The following is a 21905-nucleotide window of genomic DNA, read 5'->3' as shown; positions in this document are numbered from 1 at the left end:
GAAAGGACCTGTCGTGAGTGAGTTCCGAACACCCGCCGATCTGCGTTACACGGCGGAGCACGAGTGGGTTCGCCGAACCGGCGACGTGACCGCACGCCTCGGCATCACCGACTATGCCCAGTCGCAGCTCGGCGACGTCGTCTTCGTGCAGTTGCCCGAGACCGGTGCGGAGCTCACCGCGGGGGAGTCCTTCGGCGAGGTGGAATCGACCAAGAGCGTGTCCGACGTGTTCGCTCCGCTCACGGCGAAAGTCGTTGGGGTGAACTCGGATCTGGACGGCAATCCCGAGCTCGTCAACGGGGATCCGTACGAGGCCGGCTGGCTGGTGGACGTCGAGGTCGGCAGCAAGGACGAGCTCGACGCCGCTCTGGCGGACACGCTCGACGCCGACGGATACCGCGCAATCACGCAGAACTGACCCCGCGTCCGGCCGGGGCCGCGTCTGCCTGCACGAAGGACGTCGTGCAGGGTACGGTCATCGGTAGGCGTGTGCCGGGTCGGGGCGCGGGTCCGTACCGGAAGTGATCGTGGCTGAACGAAACTGCGGCCCCGGGGGAGCGATCCCGAAGGGCCGAACGGATAAGGAGATACGGTGAGCGAGAACGGCAACGCGGGCTACGAGGAAACCCCTGCGGAAACCACTTCGGTGTTTCGTGCCGACTTCCTGAACGAGCTCGATACCACCGGCACGGGCGCGGGAACGACCGAAGCGCCGGTCTCGGGGGTCGAGGGGCTTCCCACAGGATCGGCGCTGCTCGTCGTCAAGCGTGGCCCGAACGCCGGGTCGCGTTTCCTGCTCGATCAGCCGACGACGTCGGCCGGGCGTCACCCGGACAGTGACATCTTCCTCGACGACGTGACGGTGAGCCGTCGGCACGCCGAGTTCCGCCAGGACGAGGGCGAGTTCCAGGTCGTCGATGTGGGAAGCCTGAACGGAACCTACGTCAACCGCGAGCCGGTCGACTCGGCCGTTCTCGCGAACGGCGACGAGGTGCAGATCGGGAAGTTCCGGCTGGTGTTCCTCACCGGCCCGCGGGGTTCGCAGGGCACGGGTAGCTGATGACCGCTGCCCGCCAGCCGTCACCGGGGGGGATGTCGATCGGCTCCGTGCTCGATCGGCTCCGGCCCGAGTTTCCGGACGTGACGATCTCGAAGATCCGTTTCCTCGAATCCGAGGGACTGATCAGTCCGGAACGCACCCCGTCGGGTTATCGCCGTTTCTCGATCGCGGACTGTGAGCGTCTGCGGTACGTACTGACCGCGCAACGGGACCAGTACCTGCCGCTGAAGGTGATCAAGGAACAGCTCGAGGCGATCGACCGCGGTGTCGCGACGGTGGGCTCGGTGGAGGGTCGCCCGAAGCGGCCCCGGACCCTGGCCGTGGCGCCGGGGCAGGTGTCCCCGGAGGATCTGCGCACGGACCGGGAGGTGCGGATCAGCCGGGACGACCTGTGCGGGCGGGCGGGCATCGAGTCGTCCTTCCTGACGGAGCTGATCCGCGCCGGGCTCATCGTGCCCGGCGCGGCCGGCTTCTTCGACGAGGATGCGGTGCTGCTGGCGCGCACCGCCAAGGCCATGTCCGAGTTCGGCCTCGAGGTTCGGCACCTGCGTGCGTTCAAGCTCGCGGCCGACCGGGAGGCGGGCCTGGTGGCGCAGATCGCGGGTCCGGTGGCAAAGGGCCGGGACGTCGGTGCGCGTGCTCGGGCCGAGGAGATGGTACGGGAACTGGCCGCGCTGTCGTTGACGATGCACACATGCCTCGTCAAGGCCGCCGTCCGGGGCGCTCTGGATCGGTGAGCGGCGGGCGTCGACCTCGACGACGGCGCGTTTGGCACTAGAATTCAGGGGGATATCGGCGGACGGTTCGCCACCGTCGCACAGCAGGGATGGGAGGCGGCTCGATGAGCGAGATGCGAGTAGTGGGGATCCGGGTCGAGCAACCGCAGAATCAGCCTGTCCTGCTGCTGCGCGAGGTCGACGGAGATCGGTACCTGCCGATCTGGATCGGCCAGATGGAAGCCACGGCGATCGCACTGGAACAGCAGGGTGTCGAGCCGGTCCGGCCGTTGACGCACGACCTGATCAAGAATCTGGTCGATGCCTTCGGCCGTACCCTCGAAGAGGTCCGGATCGTGGATCTCAAGGAGGGGACGTTCTACGCCGATCTCGTCTTCGACGGCGGTCTGCGCGTGTCGTCCCGCCCCTCCGACGCGGTCGCTGTAGCCTTGCGCATCGGCGCGCCGGTCTTCGTGGAGGAACCGGTGCTGGCGGAAGCGGGCCTCGTCATGCCGGATGAGCGGGAGGACGAGGTCGAGAAGTTCAAGGAGTTTCTCGAATCCGTCTCCCCCGACGACTTCAAGGCGACGGACGGCTGATCGTCGAACGCCGCCGAGGTTCTGTCGCGACTTCCGGCCCCGACGGCCGGGACGCGCGCCGCGAGTGTGACGCGGAACCGGAAGGTCGTCGTCCGGTCGGCGTGTTGCTGCCCAACTTTTCGTACGGGGCGTACGCTGAGTGAATCGCTACGGATCGACTCGGTGGGTCACGCGAGCGCTCGACGACCGGATGGGGGTGGGGATCCGCCCGTCGTTCGTTCCAGGGCACGCCTGTGCACGCGAGAGGGAGTCACAACAGTGGGAGATCGGCCGCAGGGACAGCAGCTCAGCTTCGACGCCGTCGACCGCGATGCCCCGTCACGGGCAGCTCTCGATGCCGACGAGATGCAGCCGGGTCTGTTCCCGGACGATTCGGTGCCTGACGAGCTCGTCGGCTACCGCGTGCCCATCGCCTGTCAGATCGCCGGCATCACCTACCGCCAGCTCGACTACTGGGCGCGGACCAACCTGGTCGTTCCGTCCATCCGGGGCGCGGCCGGCTCGGGCAGCCAACGGCTCTACTCGTTCAAGGACATCCTCGTCCTGAAGATCGTCAAGCGTCTGCTCGACACGGGCATCTCGCTGCAGAACATCAGGGTGGCGGTCGACCACCTCCGCGAACGCGGAGTGCGGGACCTGGCGAAGATCACCCTGTTCTCCGACGGCACGACTGTGTACGAGTGCACCTCCCCGGAAGAGGTGGTCGATTTACTGCAGGGCGGGCAGGGAGTGTTCGGGATCGCGGTGAGCGGTGCCATGCGGGAGCTGACCGGCAGCATCGCCGACTTCCCGGCTGAGCGCGCGGACGGTGGCAACGTGGAACAGCGACCCGAGGACGAACTGGCCTCTCGCCGCCGCGAACGCGTCAATCGGCGGATCGGGTAGACGCTCGTCACAGGAAACGCCCGCGACCTCCGTGTTCCGCGGCCTCCCGGTGCCCTAGAATCGGGGGTACGTCGCCGCCGTGCGGGAGAGTTCCGGACCTGTTCCGGGCGCCGAAGGAGCAGCACCTCCCCGTCAATCTCTCAGGCATCGAGGACCGTACGGGCACCGACGTCTCTGGAAAGCGGTGGGAGCACCCACCCGCCCACGGGGAAAGGGCCGGTTCGTTCCGGTACCGAATCTCTCAGGCGCTCGCTCGACGAGCTCGCGACAGAGGGGGAGGACACGCACCGTGCGACCCTTGCCCGGATGCGGACCTCCGACCTCAGGGAGTCGCGATGACCGATGCTGCCACCCACACCTTCGCCGACCGCCACGTCGGCCCCGACGCGGCGGGACTGCGCCGCATTCTCGACGTCGTCGGCGTCGAATCCCTCGACGAACTGGCCGCGAAGGCGGTGCCCGCCGGGATCCTCGACGCGCGGACCGACGGGGTCGCGGACGGACTCGAGTCGCTCGACGCGCCGCTGTCGGAACACGAGGTGCTGAAGGCCCTGCAGGAACTCGCCGGGCAGAACACCGTCGCGACGTCGATGATCGGTCAGGGGTACTACGGCACGCTGACTCCGCCGGTCCTGCTGCGCAACATCATCGAGAATCCCGCCTGGTACACGGCATACACCCCGTACCAGCCGGAGATCAGCCAGGGGCGCCTCGAGGCCCTCCTCAACTTCCAGACCATGGTCTCGGACCTGACCGGCATGGAGGTCGCCAACTCGTCGATGCTGGACGAGGCGACCGCCGCCGCGGAGGCGATGACGCTGCTCGCGCGCGCCAACCGCAAGTGCCGGAGCACGCGGGTCGTCGTGGACACCGACGTGTTCGCCCAGACCGCGGCGGTCCTCGCGACCCGCGCGGAACCCCTGGGAATCGAGATCGTCACCGCGAATCTCGTCGACGACGGTCTGCCCGAGGGGGAGTTCTTCGGCGTGATCCTGCAGATCCCGGGTGCCTCCGGCCGGGTGTTCGACGCGGGTCCCCTCGTCGAGGCGGCGCACGAGCGTGGCGCCCTCGTGGCGGTGGGGGCGGACCTGCTGGCCCTGACGCTGCTCACCCCGCCCGGTGAACAGGGCGCGGACGTATGCTTCGGCACCACCCAGCGGTTCGGCGTGCCCATGGGATTCGGCGGGCCGCATGCCGGCTATCTCGCGGTGCACGCCGCCCATGCCCGCAACCTGCCTGGCCGGCTCGTCGGTGTCTCGGTCGACGCCGACGGTTCGCCGGCGTACCGGCTGGCGCTGCAGACGCGTGAGCAGCACATTCGCCGTGAGAAGGCGACCAGCAATATCTGCACCGCGCAGGTGCTTCTCGCGGTCCTCGCCGCGATGTACGCGTCGTACCACGGCGCCGAAGGCCTGGCCGGGATCGCGACCCGTGTGGCGGGCCAGGCCGCCCGGCTCGCCGCGTCGCTGCGAGCCGCCGACATCGACGTGGTGCACGACAGCTTCTTCGACACCGTTCTGGTCCGCGTTCCCGGCCGCGCCGACGCGGTGGTCGCGGCGGCGCTCGAGGCCGGCATCAACGTCCGGCGGGTCGACGACGACCAGGTGGGGGTCTCGTGCGACGAGGCGACCAGCGAGGCCGATGTGGCTGCAGTTGTTGCCGCGTTCGGGGCGGAGGACACCGCGGCGGAAGCCGCGCCCGCCCTTCCCCGGCACCTCGCGCGCACGAGCGCGTACCTGGAGCACGAGGCGTTCACCCGGTACCGTACCGAGACCGCGATGATGCGGTACCTGCGCCGCCTGTCGGACATGGACCTCGCGCTCGACCGCACCATGATCCCGCTGGGTTCGTGCACGATGAAACTCAATGCCGCCGCCGAGATGGAGGCGATCACCTGGCCCGGATTCTCGGCGCTGCATCCGTTCGCCCCCGCGGATCAGACCGCAGGCATCCGCCGGCTCATCGCGGACCTGGAAGGGTGGCTTGCCGCGGTGACCGGGTACGACGCGGTGAGCCTGCAGCCGAACGCCGGCAGCCAGGGCGAGTACGCCGGGCTTCTGGCCATCCGCCACTACCATCTGAGCCGGGGCGACGAGCACCGCGACACCTGCCTGATCCCGTCGAGCGCGCACGGCACCAACGCGGCCTCCGCGGTCATGGCCGGTATGCGCGTGGAGGTCGTCGCGTGCCGTTCGAACGGTGACGTGGACCTCGACGATCTGCGTGCGAAGATCGCCGATCACGCCGAACGTCTCGCCGCGATCATGATCACGTACCCGTCGACCCACGGCGTCTACGAACACGAGATCGCCGACATCTGCGGCGCCGTGCACGACGCCGGTGGTCAGGTGTACATCGACGGGGCCAACCTGAACGCTCTCGTCGGTCTGGCACGACCCGGCAAGTTCGGCGGCGACGTGAGTCATCTGAACCTGCACAAGACGTTCTGCATTCCGCACGGCGGGGGCGGTCCCGGGGTGGGGCCGATCGGCGTGCGCGCACACCTGGTGCCGTTCCTGCCCGGACACCCGGCGGAGCCGGGGCTCGGCGGGGGCGGACCGGTGTCGGCGGCGCCGTTCGGATCGGCGTCCATCCTCCCGATCACGTGGGCGTACATCAAGCTGATGGGGGCGCAGGGCCTGCGGCGGGCCTCGCTGACCGCGATCGCGTCGGCGAACTACATCGCGCGCCGGCTCGACGAGTACTTTCCCGTCCTGTACACGGGTGAGAACGGCATGGTGGCGCACGAGTGCATCCTCGATCTGCGGCCCCTGACGAAGGACACGGGCGTCACGGTGGACGACGTCGCCAAGCGTCTGGCGGATTACGGCTTCCACGCACCCACCATGAGCTTCCCCGTTGCGGGCACCCTCATGGTCGAACCCACCGAGAGCGAGGACCTGTCCGAGCTCGATGCGTTCATCGACGCGATGATCGCCATCCGCGGCGAGATCGACCGCGTCGGGGCAGGGGAGTGGCCGGTGGACGACAACCCGCTGCGCGGGGCGCCGCACACCGCCCAGTGCCTGGTGGGGGAATGGATCCACCCCTACAGCCGTGAGATCGCGGTGTATCCACTGGGGCAGACCCGCGCGAAGGTGTGGCCCGCGGTGCGACGCATCGACGGGGCGTACGGGGATCGGAACCTTGTGTGCTCGTGCCCGCCGTTGGAGGCGTACAGCAGCTGAGTGAGTTCTCGGGGGTGAGCCGCCGGAGCGGCTCACCCCCGAGAATCAGACCAAAATATTCCGAGCCATACGGAACATATTAAATAACCGAACATCCCGCAACGGCAACCCTCCAACACCCGACCCCAAACTCGAGGACGGTCAGACGGTCCCTACGGTCAGTTCGAGAATCGCCACTTCCGGAGGGGTGGCGATGCGGACCGGCGGCCCCCAGGCACCGGTACCGCGGGAGGTGTAGACGAGCGTGTCTCCGAACCGGTCGAGACCCGTCACCGTCGGCTGCTGCAGGGGCACGACGTATCCGAGCGGCCACATCTGTCCGCCGTGCGTGTGCCCGGACAACTGCAGATCGATGCCGTGCTCGCGCGCCTCGAACACGTGGCGAGGCTGGTGGGCGGCCAGGAGAACGAAGCGTTCGGGATCGCGGTCCTGCAGTGCCGCGGTCAGGTCCGCGTCGTTCGGGGCCGGCGCCGAATAGTCGTGGATGCCGGCGAGATCGATCGCGTCGCCGCCGCGCTCGAGGGTCACTCGCTCGTTGCGGAGGGTGCGTACACCGAGGGTTTCCCAGAAATCCAGCCAGGACATCGCGTCGTCGGCGTAGTACTCGTGATTTCCGCTGACGCCGTAGACCCCGAGCGGGGCACGCAGGTCCGCGAGAGGCGCCAGGTCGGGTCCGACGAGGGCGATGGTGCCGTCGGTGAGGTCTCCGCCGAGCACGATCAGGTCCGGCCGCTGTGCGTTCACGAGGTCCACTGCGCGGCGGGTGAACTCGCGGCCGCGGGACGGGCCGACGTGCAGGTCGGTGACGAGGGCGACGCGCAGCCCGTCGAATCCGGCCGGGAGCCGGCGCAGCGGGATCCGGGTGTGCACGAGCCGGGGCCGAGCGGCCTCGACCGTGCCGTAGCCGACGGCGGCGACCGCTGCGACGGTCAGCGCGCCCGTCGCGACCTGCAGAGCGCGCCGCCGGGAAGAATCCGGCGGATGGGCGGCGTCTCGACGGAAGCGGCGTACCGCTCGCGCTGCGAGGGACACGATCCCGATCAGGAGCGTGCCGAGGACCAGGTACAGCACTACTGCGAGCCAGGTCCAGCCGAGGAATCCGAACGGGCGGGCCCAGCGCGGGTCGAGTGAGGTGCCGCTCTGCGCACCGATCAGCGCGACGACGAGGAGGACGCCGAGCGCGGTGTTCGCGGCGATCGCCGCGCGCCCGCGCAGACCGGGGGCACGGACGAGGCGGCGGTGGAGCCAGAAGGTGACGAGGGCGAGGAACGTCCCCGCGACGAGTAGCCGGATCACGGTGTCAGGACATCAGCTTTCGGAGGGCGGGGGCGAGTTCGGGCCCGTCGGTCGTGGTGACGGAGACGAGCGCGCCGCCGGTGCGGTCGGCGAGGGTCTGCAGGGTGTTGCGGTCGGTGTCGTCGCCGAGGGTCACGACGTCGATCCGGACGGGCCGGTCGGGGTCGCCGGCGGCGGTGACGAGGTCGAGGATGCGCTGGCGGGTGGTGTCGTCGTCGTTGGCACTGTCGGTGATCAGGAGGACGGAGTTGGGCTGCCCGGGCGTGAAGTTTCGGACGGCGTCGACGTAGGCGGCGGCCAGGGACCGGTAGACGGCGGAACCGTCGGTGGTACGGGTGCCGCTCAGGGCGGTGGTCAGAGCGGTGCGGTGGTCCGCGGTGAGTGCGCCGCGTGCCACCGTGGTGCGGTACGGGGTGGTGCCGTCGAGGTCGTCGGCGAAGACCCACAGGGCGAGGTTCGAGGCGTCCGGTGACCGGTCCACGTGCTGGTCCAGGGCGGCGGCGAGGTGGGCGAGACGGGTGTCGTCGCCTTCGACGGTTCCCATGGACGTGGAGGTGTCGAGAAGGATCGTGGTGGTGCGGGGTGCCACCGGTGCGCGCCGGTGGTCCAGGAGGATGTCGGCCACGGCCGGGTCGGCGCGGTTCAGGGTCTGTTCGATGCGGGGGAAGGGCACCGCGTCGCTACGGGGTGCGGGCTGACCGTCGACCCGGAAACCGGCGTCGGCCAGGGCGCGGGCGGCGGCGGGTTCGCGGAGATAGCCGGTCAGTTCGGCGGCGGCGCGCGAGAGCGTCTCGTCGACCCACGGGGCGTCGACCACGGCGGCGGGGAAGTCGGCGGTGGGAGTGGGACCGGTGGGGACGAATTCGGCGAGGCCGGCGGCGCCGCCGGACGTGACTGCTGTGTGCAGCTGTTGCTCGGTGATCGGTACGGCGTGCACCGTGCCGTCGGCGCCGGGCGCGTCGGCGAGGGTGTCCAGGGCTGCGGCGGTGGTCGGTCCGGCGCCGGCTCCGAGGGCGTCGGCGCCGAGCGCGAGGGTCCCGACCGCGGAGGTGGTTGCCGGGGAGGCGGCTTGTTCGGCGGTCAGGGGGCCGGGTCCGGCGTCGGTGACTGCGGCGGCGACGGCCTCGAGGGCGGGTGTGGTGGCGTCGGCGTCGGGGCCGGTGGGCAGGGCGAGACGGAGGCCGGTCCAGCCGTCGAGGCCCAGACCGGCGAGGATGCTGCCGTCGGACTGGAGGGAGGGCAGCTGACGCCATGCGGTGTTTGCGGCGTCGAGGGCACGCCCGAGTGCGGTGGGGACGGCCAGCACGATCGGGGAGGTGGCGAGGGAGCGGGACTGTCCGTCGAGGGCCTGTGCCGCGCGCGCGGTGGCGTCGCTGCTGAAGGGGACCCAGAGGGCGGGTGGGGGCCCGAGGGCGGGGTCCCAGCGGGGGTCGGCGGCTGAGGCGTCTGCGGCGGCGGTGAGGGCGGTGGTGGCCGGGGTGGTGGCGACGGCGGTGACGCGCACGTCGATGCAGTGGTCGCGGACGACCGGGCGGGTGTCGGTGACCCAGCGGGCGGCGAGGGCGGTCAGTGTGGGGGCGACGGCGGGATCCGCGGCGACGTCGAGAAGCGCGTCACCTTCGACGCAGGTCTGTGCGGCTTCGGTCGCCTGCTCGTCGATGCGTTCGCGCAGGCGGAACCAGCCGACGACGGCGAGGACGAGGACGAGTGCCACGGCGACGGCAACGATCGGGCCCTTGCTCACACCTCTGGCGCCGCCCGTTCCGCGATGTCGACCCACGTGTTTCCTGCCTGTCGTCGTGTCTGCCCGCCGTCGTTCCCGGAGTCTAGTGATCGGCTGTGAGACGCCACGGCCCCCGATCCACCGTGGATCGGGGGCCGTGGCTGGGGGTCAGGCTCGGCGGCCGTGGGCGGCCTTGAATTCGAGGCGGCGCCGGTGCAGGATCGGCTCGGTGTAGCCGCTGGGCTGGGTGGTGCCTTCGAGGATCAGTTCCTTGGCGGCCTGGAAGGCGATGCTGGAGTCGAAGTCCGGGGCCATCGGCAGGTAGGTCGGGTCGCCGGCGTTCTGCCGGTCGACGACCGGTGCCATGCGCTGCAGGGCGCCGACGACGTCGTCGGCGGTGACGATGCCGTGGTGGATCCAGTTGGCGAGCAGCTGGCTGGAGATGCGCAGGGTGGCGCGGTCCTCCATGAGGGCGATGTCGTGGATGTCGGGCACCTTCGAGCAGCCGACGCCCTGGGAGATCCACCGCACGACGTAGCCGAGGATGGACTGGCAGTTGTTGTCGAGCTCCTCACGCTTTTCCTCGTCGCTCCAGTCGGTGGACGGGGCGAGCGGGATGGTGAGGATGTCGTCGACGGTGGCGCGGCGCGTGCCCTTCAGCTCGTCCTGCACGGCGAACACGTCGACCTGGTGGTAGTGGGTGGCGTGCAGGGTGGCGCCGGTGGGCGAGGGCACCCAGGCGGTGTTGGCGCCGGCGCGGGGCTGGCCGATCTTCTGTTCGAGCATGTCGGCCATGAGGTCGGTCATCGCCCACATGCCCTTGCCGATCTGGGCCTTGCCCTGCAGCCCGCACGCGAGGCCGGTGTCGACGTTCCAGTCCTCGTAGGCCGAGATCCACTTCTGCTTCTTCATCTCGGCCTTGCGGACCATGGCGCCGGCCTCCATGGAGGTGTGGATCTCGTCGCCGGTGCGGTCGAGGAAGCCGGTGTTGATGAACACCACGCGTTCGCTGGCTTCCTTGATGCAGGCCTTCAGGTTGACGGTGGTGCGGCGTTCCTCGTCCATGATGCCGACCTTGAGGGTGTTGGCCGGCAGGCCCAGGACCTCTTCGACCCGGCCGAACAGTTCGGTGGTGAAGGCGACTTCTTCGGGGCCGTGCTGTTTGGGCTTGACGATGTAGATCGAGCCGGTGCGGGAGTTGATCAGCGGCCCGGTCGCGTTGCCGACGGACAGGCCGTGCACGGCGGCGAGGCTGGTGATCAGCGCGTCGAGGATGCCCTCGGGGACCTCGTTGCCCTCGGAGTCGAGCACGGCGGGGTTGGTCATGAGGTGACCGACGTTGCGGACGAACAGCAGCGATCGGCCGTGCAGGGTGAGGTCGGAGCCGTCGGGGGCGGTGTAGACGCGGTCGGCGTCGAGGGAGCGGGTGAAGGACTTGCCGCCCTTGGAGATCTCCTCGGCGAGGTCGCCGCGGTTGAGGCCGAGCCAGTTGCGGTAGCCGATGACCTTGTCCTCGGCGTCGACGGCGGCGACCGAGTCTTCGAAGTCCATGATGGTGGTGACCGCGGATTCGAGGACGACGTCCTTCACCCCGGCGGCGTCGGTGCTGCCGATCGGGGAATCCGGGTCGATCTGGATTTCGACGTGCAGGCCGTGGTTGCGCAGCAGCACCGCGGTAGGGGCGGTCTTGTCGCCGAGGTAGCCGGCGAACTTCTCCGGCTGGGCCAGGGTGGTGGTCGTGCCGTCGCCGAGTTCGATCTTCAGCTCGGCGCCGTCGACGAAGTACCGGGTGGAGTCGGTGTGCGAGCCGGTGGCGAGGGCGGCGGCGGTGTCGAGGAAGTCGCGGGCCCAGGCGATGACCTTGTCGCCGCGCACCTTGTTGTAGCCGGTGCCCTTCTCGGCGCCGCCTTCTTCGGAGATGGCGTCGGTGCCGTAGAGGGCGTCGTAGAGCGAGCCCCAGCGGGCGTTGGAGGCGTTGAGGGCGAAGCGGGCGTTGAGAACCGGCACCACCAGCTGCGGTCCGGCGGTGGTGGCGATCTCGGCGTCGACGCCTGCGGTGGTGACCTGGAAGTCGGCGGGCTCGGGGACGAGGTAGCCGATGTCCTGGAGGAACGCCTTGTAGGCCGCGGCGTCGTGCGCCTGGCCCTTGCGGTCGCGGTGCCAGGTGTCGATCTGTGCCTGCAGCTCGTCCCTCGTGGCGAGCAGGGCGCGGTTGCGGGGGGCGAGATCGTGGATCACCTTGTCCGCGCCGGCCCAGAACTCGGCCGCGTCCACCCCGGTGCCGGGGATCGCCTCGTCGACGACGAAGTCGTAGAGCACCTTGGCGACCTGGAGTCCACCGACTTGCACGCGTTCAGTCATTACCTGCCTCACTCTTTCCGGGACCTGTGCGCTCGCGTCGGCGGCGCCGACGGGCAGCACGACGAACAGCACTCACGTTACCCGCCGGTAGTTTCGGGCAGGCCGGTTCGACCCGCCGCCGGGGCGGTACATCGATTCAGCAGCTCCTCTCCAGGGCCGCGGCGCGATGGTGAGCGCCGACCGCTCGCGGGCGTACTGTGCGCGCCCGGAAGCGGTCTCGATCGTGATCGGCGAGTAGCCGCAATCGCTCAGATCATACGGGGTGGTCCGCGACCCCGGCCCGCCCGGGCGGGCCGGGCGGCCGCGCAGTCACGCCGCCTGCCGGGCGTCGTCGAGCAGTCCGGTGAGGTTGGCGAGGGCGGGCCGGACGTGCGTGGCGAATCGTCTCGTCGCTTCCCGGACGAGGGGCCGGTCGGCGCGGTGCCGGAGTCCCCGGGACGTGTTGAGGCGGGAACGCTCGAGCCAGTCCGCCATGTCCGGTTCCTTCGACCATGCGTACTCGGCGTTCGTCTCAACGAGCGTTCCGCGGATCCAGTCGAGGGGGACGTCCGGTAGCCGGTTCGGTGGGCAGAGCCGGTTCTTCTCGGCCGGGTCCCGGCCGGTGGCCTCCACGAATCCGACGAGGGCGGCATTGAACGGGACGAGCCCCGTGCGGACGGGCTGCAACGTGATACGGCCCTCCTCGAAGATCGGGACGGCCGGTGCCGGGTTCAGGCCCGGGGCGGCGCAGTGGACGTGGAGGTGACCGGGCCCGGTACGGATCGTTCCGTGGTCGAGCACGATCGTGTCGTGTTCGATGCGTCGCACGTGCCCGAGCCGGACGACGTCCTCGATGCGGCGGAGCTGCTCGAGTTCGGCGGTGCTGACGGTCGGCCCCTTGTACATGGTGGGGAGGACGTGCTCGTCGACGCGCAGCAGCTGTTCGCTCGCCTCGAGCCGGGCGAACAGCTCGGCCGGCGTCCTCGCCCGGGCGGCGGCTTCCATCTGCCGGGCCAGTCCCTCGATCAAGTCGTCGACCAGTTCACCGCCCTGGGCGAACCGTCGGTTGCGCAGCCACGCCTCCCGGGGTTTGACCCACTGGATCGCGTCCGGGGGCAGGCCGAGCTGCAGCAGCCACAGGCACGCGTCCATCGCGGTCTTGCCCGCCCCGATGATCACGTACCGTTCGGGCGGTTCGGCCACGCGCGCAAGGGCGTCGACGGGGACGCAGCGGACGCCGGGGGCCACGTCGAACGGTGGTGTGAACGTGGCGGGTATCGCAGGCTCGAGGTAGGTGGCGTCGACGAGGGCGGTGCGGACCTCCACCTCGTACCGGTCGGTGGAGATCCGGGAGACGAAGCGATGGTCACCGACGTATTCGCTCATGGGGAAGTAGCGCACCGCTCCGGATGTCAGCAGATTGCTGCGCATGACACGGTCGAAGTATGCACAGATCTCCGGTGCGCTCGCCTGTTCGTACATGCCTCGGTTCGGGCCGGTGCGGTCGATGACGTCCGTCCCGAGCGGCAGCGAGTTCACGCCGTAGTACGCGGACGGCTGGTGCAGCCGCACGAACGGGTAGGCCTCGTTCCAGTGCCCGCCCGGGGCGTGATGCCGGTCCACCATGACGACGTCGGTGTCGGAATCGGTGATCAATGCGTCCGCGAACGCCATGCCGGCCGCGCCGCAGCCGATCACCAGATAGTCCGCTTCCAGCCTGTGCGTGGGCATAGTCCGTTCCTCTCCGGGCGGGTACGGTTCCGGGCTACCGTTCGGCCGCGGCGGGCCGGATGTTCTGGTTGACGTGGAAGACGTTGTCCGGGTCGTAGCGGCGCTTGATCCGGGTGAGCCGGTCGTAGTTGCCGCGGTAGGCGGACTCGACCCGGTCCTGGCCCTCGCTCATCAGGAAATTGACGTAGGCGCCGCCGGCGGAGGTCGGGTGCAGCTGTTCCCAGTAGTCGCGAGCCCACCGGGTGATGAGGCCGGCGTTGGCGGGGTCGGGGTCGACGCCGACGATGACCCCCGCCCATCCGCCGCCCCGGTACGCGAACGGGGTCGCGTCCTCGGGGACGCGGCTGGTGGCGCCGTCGATGGGATAGAGGTGCATGGTGGAGTGACCGGTCGGTAGCTGCGGCCCGTACCTGCAGTGCACGTCGATTGCGGCGTCGGTGATCTCGTCGAAGAAGTCCGCCCGCCAGTACCACTGCAGGCCGGGCGGGTAGAGGGCGTCGAACGCGCTCTGCAGGACGGTGAACGGCATGTCGTGCAGGCCGACCAGCAGCGGCGAGCCGTAGGTCCGGATGGGGTCGAGCACCTCGTCGGCCTTGGCGTGTGGTCCGGTGTAGCACCAGACGATGCCGCAGCACCTGCGGCCCCAGAGGTCCTCGGGGAACGGGGCGGCGGGTGGGACGGTGAGCAGCGCGATCCAGCCGCTGAGTTCCTCCGGGAGCGCCGGCAGCAGCTCCCGGTACCAGCGCATGACGTCGGCGGTGTCGGCGAGGTCGTAGAGCACCGGGCCGCCGACGATCATGCCGGCCTCCCCGATGTCGTGGCAGCGGAAGGTGAAGGAGGTGACGACGCCGAAGTTCCCGCCGCCGCCGCGCAGCGCCCAGAACAGGTCGCTGTGCGAGCTCTCGTCGGCCGTCACGAGCGTGCCGTCGGCGAGGACCACGTCGGCGGACAGAAGGTTGTCGACGGTCAGCCCGAAGCGCCGGGAGAGGTAGCCGATGCCGCCACCGAGGGTCAGCCCGCCCACGCCCGTGGACGAGAGGAAGCCGGACGGGGTGGCCATGCCGAAGGCGACCGTGGCGTGGTCGACGTCGCCCCAGGTGCATCCGCCGTCGACGCGGACGGTGTGGTGTGCCGGATCGACTGTGGTGCTGCGCATCAGGGACAAGTCCACGACGAGCGCGTCGTCCCACACGCCGAGACCGCCGGCGTTGTGCCCGCCGCCGCGCACGGCCAGGGTGAGCGCGTGGGCGCGGCCGAAGCGGACGCAGGAAACGACGTCGGCGGCGTCCCGGCAGCGTGCGATCGCCGCGGGATGTTTGTCGATCATGCCGTTGTAGACGGCACGCGCCGTGTCGTAACGGGTGTCGCCGGGGGTGATCAGGTCGCCGCGCAGTGCCGCGGCCAGGTCGTCGTACGGCACCGCGCCGGCCGGCCGGGTCGAAATGGTGGTCACGAAAGCCCCTCTCGGGTCGGTCGCTCGCCGGTGCGGGCGTTGTACCGTCGACCCTAGGAAGAGGGCGTTCGCGCAGCGTTCGGGTGCGCGCCGCCGGTCACCGGGCCGGGGGAACGCCCGGGAGCGGCAGGTCGACGCCGTGTTCGGCGAGGTCCCGCGCGCAGCGCCGGAGCAGGGCGGCACTGCCGTGGGCGGCCGCGGTCCGGGCGGCGGCACGCAGTCGCACGATCGCGGCGACGTGGTCGTCGTGCGCCGCGCGCATCCGCATCACCTCGGGCAGCCACCACAGGTCGTCGCGGGCCTGTCCGGCGACTATCGCGGCATCGAGCGCGGCCCGGGCAGCGCCGGGTTCCCCTTCCCGCACCGACAGGTCGGCGAGCAGCGAGAGCCAATACGGCATCCGGGCGAACGAACCGGCCGAGCGGAGCGTGTCGATGCCGCGCCGCATCTGCACGAGGCCGGCCTCGCCGCCGCGGGACCACCCGCCGAGAATCAGCGCCCACTCGCTGTAGTAGGCGAATCCGTACCGGATGCACAGGTCGGTCAGTTCCGCGACGGCGGCGTCGAGGGCGGCGGGGTCTGTGCGCAGGTGGTGGGTGATGCCGCTGTAGGCCAGGGCGACGGCCAGGCTGTAAGGATGATCGATCGTTTGGGCCAGCCGGACAGCCTCGTTGCAGCAGCTCAGGGCGGCGTCGTTGTGGCCGAGCAGCCAGTGGGCGTGGGCCGCCCAGGCGCTGCCGTGCACGTCGGGCCGGGTGCCGACGGTCAACGAGGGAGCGCCCCGGGTCAGTGCGGCCGCACGGTCGAAGTGGTGGAGCGCCTCCTCGGGGCGGCCGAGCTCGACCGCGGACCCGGCGAATGCGAAGTGGGCCGACCCGCGCAGCGGGGAGCCGGGGTCGACGAGAGTCAGTGCGCGGGTCGCGACCTCGTGGGCGCCGGCGATGTTTCCCTGCACGAACCGCGACGACCAGAGGCCGACGAGGCCGGCCAGGAGGGAGTCCTTGCGGCCGAGGGACTCGGCCAGCCGGATCGAGCGCTCGAGGGTCTGCTGCAGTTCGGGGGAGGAGTAGCCGTATCGTGCGTTGAGCGGCGCCGCCATCTCTTCGCGGACGGCGAGTTCCTGTACGGCGGCGTCGCGCCCCTCGAGTTGGGTGCGAGCGATGGCGAGTGCCTTCTTGTGCAGTCGGATCGCCTCGGTGTGGGCGAAGGTGCTCGAGGCGACATCGGCCGCGCGACGGTAGTAGGTCACTGCCCGGTCCGGTCGTCCCCCGCGGGCGTACTGCTCGGCGAGTTGCGCCGAGACGCTGTCGTAGTCGTCGGCGTGCAGCAGTTCGAGGCTCTGCGCGAGACGGCGGTGCAGCAGCCAGCGCCTGGGCGGGCTGATCCGGGCGTAGGCGGCGTCGCGGAGCAGGTCGTGGGAGAAGTCGTAGCCGTCGCGGAACTGTCGCAGGATTCTGCGTTGCCACAGCTCGTCGACGGCGCGCACCACGGCGTCGGTGTCGAGGTCGCTGGCCTCGGTGAGCAGGTCGAGGGTGAAGTCGCGGCCTACCGCCGCGGCGAGTCCGGCGACGTCCCGTGCGGCGGGGCTCACCTGCCCGATCCGGTCGTGCAGCACGTCGGCCAGGCGGCCGGCGGGGGCGACGCCCGGTCCGCTGCGCATCGCTTCGATGATGTAGAGGGGGAAGCCACCGGTGGTCGCGTGCAGTAGTTCGGCGTCCTGCGGGTCGAGCGGGCGCCCCCCGAGCGTTTCGGCCAGGCGGGCGGTGCCGCAGGCCCCCAGGGGCTGCAGTGGCAGGTCGGCGAGCAGACCGGCGGTCCGCATCCGGTCTGCCCATTGCTCGAGGTCCCGGTTCTCGTCGGTGTCGTCGGTGCGGGCTGTCGCGGCCACCATCAGGGGCGCGTCGGGTGTCAGGGACAGGCAGAACGTCAGGAACGTCAGCGTCTCCGGGTCGCACCACTGGATGCTGTCGAGGGTCAGCAACGCGGGGCGGCCGCCGCCGATCAGCGCCCGCGCCAGGCCTTCGAAGAACCGGAGGCGCTGCCAGGCGTCGACCATCGCCCGGACGCCGGCGCCGGGTTCCGGGCGGGCCGCGCCGGACGGTACGAGCCTGTCGACCTCGGCGCGCCAGATCGGGTCGAGCGCGGTGAGCGCGGGCTGCACCGCGGGGGTACGGAGCCAGTCCGCTACCGGGGCCAGGGCGAGCCGTCCGGACGTTCCGAAGCATTGGGTGCCGGCCACCACCGCGGGTTGTGCGCGGGCGGTGGTGGCGATCTCGGCGACCAGGCGGGTCTTGCCGACGCCGGCGCCGCCGGTGACGAGGACGAGGGTGGGGTGCCCGGCGGCGGCCGTGCGCCACGTCTCGTGCAGCCGACGGAGTTCGCGTGTGCGTCCGACGAGTGTCGGGGCGGCGAGTCCGGGCCGCTCGGCCGCCGGTCCGGCGATGGGGCGGGCGGTCGCGGTGGGGTCCGCGGGGGCGAGCAGGCGGTCGGCGAGGGTGCGCGTCGCCGGGTCAGGTGCCAGCCCGAGTTCACGTTCGAGGACGGCGGCGCAGCGGTGATAGGTGCTCACTGCGCCGGCGCGGTCGCCGTGCTCGGCCTGCAGGGTCATCAGGGTGCGGTACCCGCTCTCTTCCAGGGGTCGGAGGGGGATCCGGCGGCGGACGGCGTCGATCGCCCCGGGGAGGTCGCCGGTGCGCGTCCGGAGCCGGCACAGCAGATCGCACAGGTCGACGCAGTGCCGTTCGAGATCCGATCGGGCCTCGAGGATCCAGTCGTCGTACATGCCGGGCAGCAGGGAGCCGCGGTATTCGGCGAGCGCGGTGGTGGCGTGCCGCAGCGCCGCCTCGTCGTCGCCGCTGGTCGCGGCCGCCCGGGCGGCCTGGTACTCGACGGTGAAGGTCCGTAGGTCCACCCGGCTGGTCTCGGTGTCGCGCCAGCACAGATCCCGGGAGGTCACCTCGACGGCCGGGTCGTCTTCGAGGGCGCGGCGCAGGTGGTGCAGTTCGCGGCGCAGGTTGGTCAGGGCCTGGGCGGTTGTCGAGTCGGGCCAGAACAGGGGGGCGATGAGCTGGCGGGGCTGTGCAACTCCGGCGTGGAGGGCGAGGAAGGCGACCAGGGTCGTGCCGCGAGGGGACCGCGTCACGACGGCGCCGGTCGTGTCGTCGGTGATCGACTGCTCACCCAGGACGGAGACGTACAGCATCAGCTCGTGGCCTCTCCAGACTTCAGCCTAGACCCGGGGAGGGATATCCCTCCCCGCGGGGGCCGCGCCGCGCGCCGGGGACGTCCCGGGGAGAGGGCAGGCGGCGGTGTCCGCTCAGCGGTGGGTGTGCTCCCGGCCGGCGTCGAGGAGTCGGCGGCACCGGTCGAGCAGCGCCGCGCGCAGTGGCGCGGAGCGGTCGGCCAGTTCCGTCTGTCCGCGGACGTACTCTGCCCGGCCGCGGGGTGTCTCGATCCGTATGGGCGGGTAGCCGTGGTCGCTCAGGTCGTAGGGGCTGGCCCGCATGTCGAGTTCCCGGGCGGCGTAGGCCAGTTCGAAGCAGTCGGCGGTCAGGTCCGAGTCGAGCAGCGGGGTGAGCTTGTAGCACCACTTGTACAGGTCCATGGCGGCGTGCAGGCACCCGGGTTGCTCCCGCCGGATCTGGTCGTCGCGGGTGAGGGGTTCGAGATTGAGGGGGCCGGCGGCGGGGGTGAAGAACCGGTACGCGTCGTAGTGCGTGCAGCGCAGCTGCAACGATTCGACGACGGCGTCGGTGCCGGTGTGTCCGAGCCGCAGCGGTACGGCGCTGTGGCGGAGGTCGGCGGGCTCGGTCCGGTACACCATGGCCCACTCGTGCAGGCCGAAGCAGCCGAGGTGCGCGGGACGGGAGGTCGTGGCCTCGAGCAGGTCGGTGACGTAGCGGATGGTGTCGCGCCGGCGGGCGAGGTGTTCGGGGTCGGCCGAGACCCCGGCGCCGGTGGTCCGGTAGCCCCGGAGGGAGGCGTACTCCGCGGATGCGGGGCCGGTGAGTGTCGTTCCGAAGCCGGGGTGCCAGCGCAGGAGCTGGGACGGCGTGTAGCTGTAGTAGGTGAACAGGAAGTCGATCACCGGGTGTGGTGTGCCGTGCGCGCGTTGGTCGAGGTAGGGGGCGAGCAGCGCCGTCAGCCGGTGGCGGTGCCGCTCCCGGCGGGGCAGCCAGTGCTCGGGTTCGAGGACGGTGGTCACCGCTGCCCCCCGGTATCGACTGCACCGACGGTGCAATGATTGTTGTGCCGCGTCGGGGTGTCGGGTGGGCGGAGGTTCACGGACGTGGTCCCGGGCCGGGGTCGGCCATCCGGTGGGTGGTGTCGCGCACGGTGCCGACGAACTGTTCGACGAGGTCTTCGAGCGCGACGATGCCGATCACGGTTCCGTGCTCGTCGACGACTCCGCCGAGGTGGGCGCTGGTGCGCCGCAGCAGCGACAGCGCGTCGTCGAGGGGGGCGTCGACCGGCACCGGCGGCAGGGGCCGGATCTCGGCGGTCGCGATGAGGGTGTCCGGCCCTGCCGATTCGTCGCGCACGAGGTCGAGGACGTCCTTCAGGTGCAGGTAGCCGGCCAGTTCCCCGTGTGCGGTCTCCGCCGGGTACCGGGAGTAGCCGGTCTCGGTGACGGCCTGCTCGACAGCTCCGAGTGTGGTGCCGGCCGGGCCGAGCGGGACCGTGCGGACCCCGGACAGGGGGATCGTGACGTCCGCGACGGTCCGTCCGCTGGTCTGGAGGGCCTGGGTCAGACGCCGGTGTTCCTCCTCGTCGAGCAGTCCTTCCGAGCGGGATTCGCCGATCATCTCGGACAGTTCGAGTTCGGTGACGGTGACGTCCAGTTCGTCCTTCGGTTCGACCCGCAGCAGGCGCAGGCTGAGGTTGGCGCACAGGTTGTAGAACGCGATCAGTGGCCGGGCCACCTTCATGAACAGCAGGTGGGTCGGTACGAGCAGCATCGCCGAGCGTTCCGGTCCGGCGATGGCGATGTTCTTCGGAACCATCTCGCCGAGCAGGATGTGCAGCACCACGACGATCGTGAGGGCGAGTGCGAAGCCGATCGGGTGCAGCAGGGAGTCCGGCACGCCGAGGGCGTGCATGGGTGTTTCGATCAGGTGGGCGATGGCCGGTTCGCCGACGCGGCCGAGCAGGATCGAGCAGATGGTGATGCCGAGCTGGGACCCGGCGAGCATCAGCGACAGGTGCTCCCCGGCGGCGATGACGGTGCGGGCGCGTTTCTTGCCCTGCCCGACGAGGGCTTCGAGTCGGTCGCGGCGCGCGGTGATGAGGGCGAACTCGGCACCGACGAAGAATGCGTTGCCGGCGAGGAGCAGCACGGTGAGCAGCACCGCGAGCCAGTCGTTCATCACCGGTCTCCGTTCTCGCGGCCGGGTGCGTGCTCGTCCTCACCGGCAGGCTCGGTGGGGACGAGCAGGACGCGGTCGATGCGGTGCCCGTCCATGTCGAGGACCCGGGCACGCCAGCGGTGGTCGGCGTCGCCGGGCCGGTGCGGCAGCAGCACCTCGTCGCCGGATTCGGGGATCTCCCCGAGTTCGGTGAGGAGCAGCCCGCCGAGCGTCTCGTATTCGCCGTCCGGTGCGTGGTATCCCGTCAGGTGGGCGACCTCGTCGATGCGCAGCAGGCCCGAGCAGGACCAGCCCTGCTCGACGCGCTGCGCTTCGGGCTCGGGTTCGTCGTGTTCGTCGCGGACGTCGCCGACGATCTCCTCGATCAGGTCCTCCATGGTGACGATGCCGGCGGTGCCGCCGTATTCGTCGACGACGAGCGCGACCTGCATGCCGTCGGAGCGGACCCGTTCCATGACCGCGTCCCCGTCGAGGGTGGACGGCACGACGGGGACCTGCCGGGCGAGAGTGTGCAGCTGGGTGTGGGCGCGGCGCCGCGCGGGCACGGTGAACGCGTGTTTGACGTGGACGACGCCGACGGTGGCGTCGAGATCGCCGTCGACGACCGGGAAGCGGGAGTAGCCGGTGCGCGACGAGGCGTCGATGAGGTCGAGGACGGTGTCGTGGACGTCGAGGGACTCGATGGTGACGCGGGGGGTCATGAGGTCTTCGGCGGTGCGTTCCCCGAAACGCAGCGAGCGTCCCACGAGCAGCGCCGTGCTCTCGTCGAGGGCGCCGCGTTCCGCCGAGGCGCGCACCAGTGATCCGAGTTCCTCCGGGGAGCGCGCCGAGCGCAGTTCCTCGGCCGGTTCGATACCCAGGCGCCGCACGATCCGGTTGGCGGCGCCGTTGAGTCCGCGGATCGCCCATTTGAACACGAGCGAGAACCCGGCCTGCAGGCCGGCGGTGGCGCGGGCGGTGGCCAGGGGCCGCGCGATGGCGAGGTTCTTCGGTACGAGTTCGCCGAAGACCATCGAGAACGAGGTGGCGATGATCAGGGCCAGGGCCAGGGAGATGCCGGAGGCGAGGGCGGCGCCGAGTCCGGCGGCGCGCAGCAACGGGTCGAGGAACCGGGCGAGGACCGGTTCGGCGAGGTAGCCGGTGATCAGGGTGGTGATGGTGATGCCGAGTTGGGCGCCCGAGAGCTGGAAGGACAGGGTGCGGTGGGCGTGCTGAACCTGGCGTGCGCGCAGGTCGCCGTCGCGGGCGTGCGCGTCGACGGTGCTGCGTTCGAGGGCGGTGAGGGAGAATTCGGCCGCCACGAACACCGCGGTGCCGGCGGTCAGGGCGATGAACCCGAGCAGGCTGAGGACGGACAGCAGGACGGACATCAGCACCGCTCCCGGGCCGGCGGCAAGCTCCGCTCCGATGTCGTGAGGGTCCGGCCGGGTATGTCACCCGGCTCGCTAGGGGAACCCTCCGAACCGGCGGAGTCGGACTCCGCGTCGGCCGTGGCGGCCGGAGGCCGTGTCGAAATGATGGCGGCCGGAGGCCGTGTGGAAATGGTGG

15 protein-coding genes and 1 riboswitch are annotated in these 21905 nt (G+C 70.7%); of the genes, 6 read left to right on the top strand and 9 right to left on the bottom strand.

Annotated features, from left to right (window positions below):
- Positions 1-13 precede the first annotated feature (13 nt).
- From gcvH to gcvP, 6 genes are all read left to right on the top strand, one after another.
- A complete protein-coding gene (gene gcvH, locus ACWPQI_RS12675; protein WP_010596526.1) occupies positions 14-418 on the top strand; it encodes a glycine cleavage system protein GcvH in 405 nt (134 codons plus the stop codon).
- Between the two features lie 174 nt (positions 419-592).
- A complete protein-coding gene (garA, locus tag ACWPQI_RS12670; RefSeq protein ID WP_003937274.1) occupies positions 593-1060 on the top strand; it encodes a glycogen accumulation regulator GarA in 468 nt (155 codons plus the stop codon).
- A complete protein-coding gene (gene ftsR / locus ACWPQI_RS12665) occupies positions 1060-1797 on the top strand; it encodes a transcriptional regulator FtsR (RefSeq protein ID WP_026137991.1) in 738 nt (245 codons plus the stop codon). Before garA ends, ftsR begins: the two co-directional genes overlap by 1 nt.
- Positions 1798-1901: 104 nt before the next feature.
- Positions 1902-2375, top strand: a complete 474-nt coding sequence (locus tag ACWPQI_RS12660; RefSeq protein WP_010596524.1) for a bifunctional nuclease family protein — start codon at positions 1902-1904, stop codon at positions 2373-2375.
- 258 nt (positions 2376-2633) lie between these two features.
- Positions 2634-3260 (top strand): MerR family transcriptional regulator, encoded by a 627-nt coding sequence (locus tag ACWPQI_RS12655; RefSeq protein WP_003937271.1) that lies wholly within the window; start codon positions 2634-2636, stop codon positions 3258-3260.
- Between the two features lie 72 nt (positions 3261-3332).
- Positions 3333-3427, top strand: a riboswitch (glycine riboswitch).
- A 168-nt stretch (positions 3428-3595) separates the two neighbouring features.
- Positions 3596-6448 (top strand): aminomethyl-transferring glycine dehydrogenase, encoded by a 2853-nt coding sequence (gene gcvP / locus ACWPQI_RS12650; protein WP_017681701.1) that lies wholly within the window; start codon positions 3596-3598, stop codon positions 6446-6448.
- 141 nt (positions 6449-6589) lie between these two features.
- On the opposite strand, the gene ACWPQI_RS12645 is transcribed toward gcvP, so the two are convergent.
- The 9 genes from ACWPQI_RS12645 to ACWPQI_RS12605 form a co-directional block, all read right to left on the bottom strand.
- The gene (locus tag ACWPQI_RS12645) at positions 6590-7744 is read right to left on the bottom strand and encodes a metallophosphoesterase (RefSeq protein ID WP_010596522.1); all 1155 of its coding nucleotides are present in this window, start codon (positions 7742-7744) and stop codon (positions 6590-6592) included.
- A 4-nt stretch (positions 7745-7748) separates the two neighbouring features.
- Entirely contained in the window at positions 7749-9488 is a 1740-nt protein-coding gene (locus ACWPQI_RS12640; RefSeq protein WP_017681702.1) for a vWA domain-containing protein, read from the bottom strand.
- A 147-nt stretch (positions 9489-9635) separates the two neighbouring features.
- Positions 9636-11828 carry a malate synthase G gene (locus tag ACWPQI_RS12635; protein ID WP_010596520.1) on the bottom strand — a complete coding sequence of 731 codons (2193 nt, stop codon included), beginning with the start codon at positions 11826-11828 and terminating at the stop codon, positions 9636-9638.
- Positions 11829-12137: 309 nt separating this feature from the next.
- Complete coding sequence (locus ACWPQI_RS12630; RefSeq protein WP_474738359.1) at positions 12138-13538, bottom strand: NAD(P)/FAD-dependent oxidoreductase; 1401 nt, start codon at positions 13536-13538, stop codon at positions 12138-12140.
- Between the two features lie 34 nt (positions 13539-13572).
- Positions 13573-14991 (bottom strand): FAD-binding oxidoreductase, encoded by a 1419-nt coding sequence (locus ACWPQI_RS12625; protein WP_017681705.1) that lies wholly within the window; start codon positions 14989-14991, stop codon positions 13573-13575.
- Positions 14992-15088: 97 nt separating this feature from the next.
- Complete coding sequence (locus ACWPQI_RS12620) at positions 15089-18193, bottom strand: ATP-binding protein (protein ID WP_474738358.1); 3105 nt, start codon at positions 18191-18193, stop codon at positions 15089-15091.
- 114 nt (positions 18194-18307) lie between these two features.
- On the bottom strand, positions 18308-19195 hold the full coding sequence (locus ACWPQI_RS12615; protein WP_059174664.1) for a hypothetical protein: 888 nt from the start codon (positions 19193-19195) through the stop codon (positions 18308-18310).
- Positions 19196-19271: 76 nt separating this feature from the next.
- On the bottom strand, positions 19272-20357 hold the full coding sequence (locus ACWPQI_RS12610; RefSeq protein WP_010596515.1) for a hemolysin family protein: 1086 nt from the start codon (positions 20355-20357) through the stop codon (positions 19272-19274).
- Positions 20357-21727 carry a hemolysin family protein gene (locus ACWPQI_RS12605; RefSeq protein ID WP_040269845.1) on the bottom strand — a complete coding sequence of 457 codons (1371 nt, stop codon included), beginning with the start codon at positions 21725-21727 and terminating at the stop codon, positions 20357-20359. The genes ACWPQI_RS12610 and ACWPQI_RS12605 overlap by 1 nt, the downstream gene beginning before the upstream one ends.
- Between the last annotated feature and the right edge of the window lie 178 nt (positions 21728-21905).

The organism is Rhodococcus sp. LMD (assembly GCF_056108245.1).
Note: the sequence above shows the minus strand (reverse complement) of the source record. Positions and strands in the feature narration are given on the sequence as shown.

Coding starts and splice junctions, on each gene's coding strand:
- ftsR (WP_026137991.1), top strand. CDS start 1,060: ATGACCGCTGCCCGCCAGCCGTCACCGGGGGGGATGTCGATCGGCTCC.
- ACWPQI_RS12660 (WP_010596524.1), top strand. CDS start 1,902: ATGAGCGAGATGCGAGTAGTGGGGATCCGGGTCGAGCAACCGCAGAAT.
- gcvP (WP_017681701.1), top strand. CDS start 3,596: ATGACCGATGCTGCCACCCACACCTTCGCCGACCGCCACGTCGGCCCC.
- ACWPQI_RS12635 (WP_010596520.1), bottom strand. CDS start 11,828: ATGACTGAACGCGTGCAAGTCGGTGGACTCCAGGTCGCCAAGGTGCTC.
- ACWPQI_RS12630 (WP_474738359.1), bottom strand. CDS start 13,538: ATGCCCACGCACAGGCTGGAAGCGGACTATCTGGTGATCGGCTGCGGC.
- ACWPQI_RS12620 (WP_474738358.1), bottom strand. CDS start 18,193: ATGCTGTACGTCTCCGTCCTGGGTGAGCAGTCGATCACCGACGACACG.
- ACWPQI_RS12610 (WP_010596515.1), bottom strand. CDS start 20,357: ATGAACGACTGGCTCGCGGTGCTGCTCACCGTGCTGCTCCTCGCCGGC.
- ACWPQI_RS12605 (WP_040269845.1), bottom strand. CDS start 21,727: ATGTCCGTCCTGCTGTCCGTCCTCAGCCTGCTCGGGTTCATCGCCCTG.